The sequence below is a fragment of the Methanosarcina spelaei genome, from assembly GCF_002287235.1.
Taxonomy (GTDB): Archaea; Halobacteriota; Methanosarcinia; order Methanosarcinales; family Methanosarcinaceae; genus Methanosarcina; species Methanosarcina spelaei.
Map to the genome: position 1 here is coordinate 1 of NZ_LMVP01000159.1, position 4,126 is coordinate 4,126.

The window sequence follows — 4,126 nt, forward strand, 5'->3', positions numbered from 1 at the left end:
GTCCACACATTAACCGTAAAAATCCAGTGTGGTGGCATTATTGGCAGCCCACATGGAATAGCTGCCATCGTCCTATCCAGTTTTTTTGAAATTTTGTCTCCGATCTCACCGGAATACCTGTCAGAAGTTTCATTTGCCAGATTTTTCAGCTCATTATCGATTCTCCCGAAACCGGCATCAATCGCTTTACCTTTGTTTACCGTAACTGCACAGATCCCATTTGAAACTCCGATTTTAATGTCGGTATCCACTCTATTCAGAATAGCTTCAAGTTCATCAGGTTCAACAGGTGGATTTGAATTTCGAATTTCAGTTTTCATTATAGAAGCAAGTTCAAACGCCAGTTCATCCGTTGTGGATTTTTTGAGAATTTCATTGTCAGAAAACCCGTTAAGATAATTTGTCGTAACTTCCCTGGTTCGACTTTCATCTATGCAGTTGGAAACAACAGGGTTTGAACTAACTTCTTGAACTACATTTTCAAGAATCTGAGACCTCATTTCCTGCGCATACATGTGTTTCAGGTTGTAAACTTCCGTGTCAAGACGAGTTGCGTTCAGGGAAATATTCTGCTCGCTGAGGTTCTGTTCAAGCAGGAAGACTTCCGTATCCAGGTTGGAAATGCTCTGGCTGATCTGCTGTGCCATGTCGGTTTTTACGTACTCGTTGCTTGAGGCGATAATATCTCCGATTTCTTCGGAAATGCCGGTTGTGAAAATGCAGGTATTCCGGACACCCAGGGGGTAAATCGTTTTTCCGCTCATGGTGTCCGACCATTCGTATTCCGTTCTCAGGTCAAAATCAGGATCATGGTAGAGGTAGTTCGGTTTCTGATCAACGATCAGGGTCAGGTTTTCTGTCCAGTTGTATTTGCTTTCCGGCTGGCCGGTTACATTCATTGTGGAAATTATACCCATGTCCTCTCCCAGAACCGAAGCAGCTCTATTGATTGCAGGATTATTAAAAAGAGTCATCGGGCCTGAGGTCACGTTGTCAAGAAGACCGGTATCAAGGCCTTTTCTCTCAAGGGCTCTGAGGATGTAGGAGTTAAGGTCAGAATCCAGTTTACTGTTTTTCCGGTCGATGTCTTCAAGCAGTTTGCTGTACGCTTCATTTTTTGCGATGTAACGGGCCGAATCGCTTGAAGCGTACATTGTTCCTGACGGTGTGAGGTACTGTTTTTTATTTACGTAAATATCACGAGTTTTCTCCAGTTCCAAAATGAGTTTTTCCGCAGTTTCTACCTGCAGGGTTGTTGGGTTCTGACCAGGGGAATCAATAAAAGAATAATTGAAGGATGGATTGTCAGTTTCCACCGAATCCAGCATTGCCAATACTTCTTCTGCCATAATCCGGTGCAGCCAGGGTGGAATATTGCAATTAACAGCATGTTTGGGTAGATATTTCCCGTCAGGATAGGCCCAGAAAGTGCTTTCGATTGTCCTTAAGTCCACATATGCATCCCTGTATTTATCAGCAGCATCGGAACAGCATGGATCAAACCTTTCGGTTTTAGTTGTACTGTTGTCTATGGTGTTGCCTATGTTATTGTCTGTACTGTTGTTGTCTATGTTATTGTCTGTACTATTGTCTATACTGTCGTTGCTTGTGTTATTCAAATAGAGAGTTGTTTCTTGGTATTCTCGTTCGATAGGGTCAGAATAGGTCAATAGACCGGAATAGCCGCCTGCCGGAGGGCATTTATGGTAGATTATTGTCAACTTTTCGGCTTCGGTTTCGGCATGGGAAAACGATTCGGTATTGGTTTTGGTCACAGTTTGGGAACCAGAACCGCTTGACGTATCAGAATGCGTCACAGTCGTATAATTTCCGTCAGGTAACTGCTCCCTGGTTTTCCATCTATAGATATAATCGTACGTGTAGTCTATTTTCCAATTTGTCCTTATTTTATAGGATATATCGTACCTTATTCTCCAGTCAAAAATGTGATCTTCTCGATTCAGATAACCTTCGCTTCTATTTTCGACCGTCAGGGTATCGTTACTTATGTAGGAAAAATGAGGTTCAACGTTCACATCGGTTATATCAACAGAGATCAGGCTGACAGACGCAGATGTGACAGACCAGCTGGTTACATCCCCTTCAGGAGGGTCAATTGAAGGGCTTAATGATTCGAAGTAAGAACTTCGGGTTAGAGAGCTCCAGGAGTAGGACGGCATAAGAGATCCCCTGTGCGTTCCGGACGCATGATAAGTCGAGTCCCAGCTGACGGTTTGCTCGCTGAAAGAAACCGAATCCTGGTCAAAATCATCAGTGACCAGAGAGGTCAGCGGATCTGGAGAATCAAAGCCGTCTCTCAGGATTTGTCCCTGGACTGATGCTGTATAAACGCTGTCCGTAATCGAATGGATAAGGTCAGGATTTTCCTCTGTCCACACATGGTCGTTGAAAACCCAGCCATCAAGAACCCCGTCTGTATAATCGGAGGCTGAAAGTTCGATTTTCGAACCTTCTGAGAGATCTTCAAAAGAAGTGTTTGTCGCTTTAAGGGATTCATCTATGCTTTTCTCAACATCCAGAGAGAAGGATTTATTCCGGGCAAGTGAATCGTAAGTTGTTGTAAGATTTATGCCTTTATCCGTTTCGTAAACTGAAACTGAGGTGTTAAAACTGGTAGAATTATTAATACCGGTAGAGTTCAGACTGGAGTTGAAGCTTAAACCTGCTTTCTCGCTTCTGGAGGTGAAAATGTCTTCGTAAAGGACTTTTCCGTTATAGTAGCTTGTGTAGGTCAGGGCAAGAGGATCAACCGAATCGAAAATTCTTTTCTGAGTATAAAGTGTAGCTCCGTTAACCGAGCTTGAAAGGGCCGGGTTGGTCAGGATATTGAGAGGGCCGTTAGCATAATGCTGCCAGGGACCGTAGATGAAAGTCCTCAGGTTCGTTGCTCCTAGCACAAGGTTCGATGTCGAGTCAAGACTTGAAGTATTTCCAAGCTCGGTTTCGTACTCCCTGACAAGTTCTTCGAGAAGCGGTTCCCGTGAGGTGATCAGTGTCGAAAGCTTCATACTGCTATTGAAACTTTCTCCTGTTTCAAGATTAACAAGAGTATAATTCAGGACAGGAATTTCAAAAACATAATAAACAGTGTAATTCTTGTAAGCAGGTGAGATTTCTCTTTGCAGAGTTCCGGTTACTTTTCTTATTTCTATCTGTTCGGGTTTTATATCAGGCTCCACATTAATTGCATATTCCCTGAAAGTGTGGCTGTTTCCCTGGTAGTTTGTAGAAAGCAGCGTGTTAAATGCGTTTGCTGTTATATCTTTTACCGGGCTTGCTTCAATCACGAACCAGTCAGAAGCTTTGAGTTCATCTCCGTAATAAAGTTCAATTGAAGCATATCCCGAGGCTGCAGAATCCGGAATTTTCACGTCTTCCTCAAGTGAAACTTTCTGAAAAAAACCGGTTGCCTGTCCGTAGTTTATATTCTTGATTTCGTGGCCTGAAGAGTCATTGACAATCAGCAAAATGTCCCTGTTTTTCCAGAAGGCTTCGATTTTACCCCATATATCGGAAGGCAGGTTTATGGAAACCTGAAGCGTTTCCTCTCTTTCGAGGTTCTGATTTTTTGGAATTATCATAAAATCGTCTTCAGAAGATCTACTAACGGCATTGCCTTCAGGCAGGATTACTGGGTGTTCTCCTTGCCATTCAAGAGCTTCCATTCCTGCATAATTGAGGCAGCGAGCAAGGTCTAACGAGGCAAGGTTGATGGCACTCTGACTGGGATTACTTTTCTTGGTCGTATAAATGGTTTCAGCGACTTTACTATCTATTTTCAAAAAGTGGACCGAAGTACAAGTTGCAGCAAGCAAAATGAAAATTCCTATCACGGCATAGGGTATATAGGCACAGTTATCTTCAATGAAAGACGAGAAATCATCAGAAAACTTCCGAACCATGAATTCTATCCCCAAAACAGGAATGTAAAAGTAAATTGACTGACAAACCAACTACTTTAAAAAAGTAATAAAGTTCTTACTCAATAAATACTTTACTTCTAAACGGAAAACAAATTATTATCAAGAATAAAAAATTGAATGTAGCTAAAAATGAAAACATCTGCAAAAATAAATTAAAAATATGAAAAAAAGGTAAAAATAAG

The 4,126-nt window shown here is 42.0% G+C and carries 1 protein-coding gene; it reads right to left on the minus strand.

What is annotated here, in order from left to right; genetic code table 11:
- A partial coding sequence (locus tag ASJ81_RS09500; protein WP_095644263.1) for a DUF7286 family protein occupies positions 1-3,923 on the minus strand: 3,923 nt, incomplete at its 3' end.
- Positions 3,924-4,126 lie beyond the last annotated feature (203 nt).